The organism is Aromatoleum toluolicum, assembly GCF_012911005.2.
GTDB classification, from domain to species: domain Bacteria; phylum Pseudomonadota; class Gammaproteobacteria; order Burkholderiales; family Rhodocyclaceae; genus Aromatoleum; species Aromatoleum toluolicum.
This window is the reverse complement of the sequence record NZ_WTVS01000170.1, coordinates 1-1,857: the sequence shown is the minus strand read 5'-3', so window position 1 is coordinate 1,857 and position 1,857 is coordinate 1. Positions and strand designations below refer to the sequence as shown.

Annotated in this window: 2 protein-coding genes; both read right to left on the bottom strand. The window is 75.2% G+C overall.

Features of this window, described 5'->3' with window-relative positions; translation table 11 throughout:
- Window positions 1-1,179, bottom strand: a 1,179-nt coding sequence (locus tag GPA27_RS28195) for a Y-family DNA polymerase (protein WP_246261541.1), incomplete at its 3' end; no start/stop codon positions are given.
- The gene (gene imuA, locus GPA27_RS28190; protein ID WP_169143717.1) at window positions 1,115-1,837 is read right to left on the bottom strand and encodes a translesion DNA synthesis-associated protein ImuA; all 723 of its coding nucleotides are present in this window, start codon (window positions 1,835-1,837) and stop codon (window positions 1,115-1,117) included. The genes imuA and GPA27_RS28195, both read right to left, overlap by 65 nt.
- Between the last annotated feature and the right edge of the window lie 20 nt (window positions 1,838-1,857).

Genomic DNA, 1,857 nt, shown 5'->3' with positions numbered 1-1,857 from the left:
GCCGGGGGCCGCGAGGCGCCAGGCGCGCTCGGGGCGGTGCTCGGAAACCGGATGCACGGTGCGTACCGCCTCGCGCCCCAGGCGGGCGCGCAGGCGGTCGAGCAGCAGGGCGGCGGCATCGCGTGCGCTGTCGGGATCGCCGAACAGGTCCTGTGTGCGCCCGGGGGTGACCACCGGGTTGTCGGCGAAAAGGCGCAGCGCCTCGACCGGTGCGGGCAGTTCCAGCGCGGCCAGATGCTCGCGGGCGAGCATCAGCATCCGCCCGTCGTCGCGCCCCGGTGCGCCGGTGACGATCTCGAGCACGGTGTCGGGGCGGTCCTCGTGTTCCAGGTGCAGGCGGCAGCGGTCGAGCGCGGCATGGCGGGCGGCAAGCCAGGCGGAAAGGCCGGAAAACAGCCTGCCCGCGGCGAACAGCAGCGGTTCGGTGTGCAGCATGCTCGCGGGGAGGACCAGGCGCGCTTCGAAGCGTTCCGGCGGCAGGAACCACAGGCGCGGATCTGGGCGTTCGCCGCGGGCCCGCGCGAGCGTGTCGAGCACGACGGAGGCCTGGCGGCGAGCCAGTCCGTCGCGCGGCAGGCGGGCGACGTCGCCGATGCGGCGGGCGCCGATGCCGTGCAGCAGGTCGAGCGTGGCACGGGACACTTCGGCGCCGTCGCCGAGCAGTTCGACGGGCAGTTCGTCCAGTTTGCGCCACCATTCGGCAGCGGCCCGGATCTGCCGGCCCGGGTGCGTGCGGGCGAGCCAGCGTGCCGCGAGCGGGGTCGGGGCGGCGGCGATGGCGGCGTCCAGGCCGAGCGGAACGAGCTCCGAACGGATGCGCCGCACCAGCCCCGTGACCCCGCCGAACAGGCGCAGGCTGCCGCTCGTTTCCAGCACCAGCGCATCGGGCGGGTCGATGCTGACGCAGGGCGTGAATTGCGCCGCCCACGCGGCGAATTCCGTCAGCGTCGCGGCTTCGAGCGCCGGGTCGCGTTCGCGCAGCTGCAGCGACGGGGCGACGGCGAGTGCGCCGGTCACGTTCTGGCCGGGTTCGACGCCGCGCGCCAGCGCAGCGGGGGTCGCCGCCGCCACGCGCGCGCCGGGACTGTGTTCGACGACCGCGAGTTCGCCCGGCTCATCCACGCCGCGCGTGAATACCTGCAGCGGCAGGTCGGACAGGATCAGGGCGAACCAGAGCATCGTTGAGGGTCGGGGCGCGGCGCAGGCCGGGACGTTGAGGGAGCGACAGGCGCAGCGGGGCGGCGAGCCCGGGGCCGCGCCGCTTGAGGATGTCCACCGCGAGCTCGCCGTCGCGCGCCGCGAGCCGCAGGCGCAGGACGGCGGGCGAAGGCTGCCGTGCGGCGGATGCGGGGCGGAACAGGAACAGCGGCGTCGCGGAGCTTTCGGCGGCGAGCTGCAGGCGCCGCAGCGCGGCGGTGTCCGCTCGCGCCAGCCAGGCGAGCACGGCGCTGCTGCCGCCCGAGGCCAGCGCCTGCCGGACCGCCCACAGGGTTTCGGCGTGGCCGTCGGGTTCGAGCAGCAGCAAGCGCTCGAGTGGCACCCCCGCCGCGGCGAGGGCAGGGGCGTAGGGCAGGTGGGGTGGGGCGACCCAGACGATCCAGCGGTCGGCCGGGAGGGCGTGCAGGACGGGCAGCAGCAGTCCGATCTCACCGATGCCGGGGCTGTCGGACAGCAGCTCGATCAGCGCATTACGGGGCCAGCCGCCGCCCGGCAGCTGGGTGTCGAGTGCCGCAAAGCCGGTGGCGATGCCCGCCTCGGACGACTGCGCGAGCCGGTCGGCCTGCCACACGAGGCCGGGCGGCAGGGCGGCGAGGGCAGTCTGGGCGAGGGCGGACATCGGGGGCTGTCTCTTATACA

What these genes read in the sequence shown, in the direction of transcription:
- imuA (WP_169143717.1), bottom strand. Translation starts at nt 1,837, where the DNA reads ATGTCCGCCCTCGCCCAGACTGCCCTCGCCGCCCTGCCGCCCGGCCTC.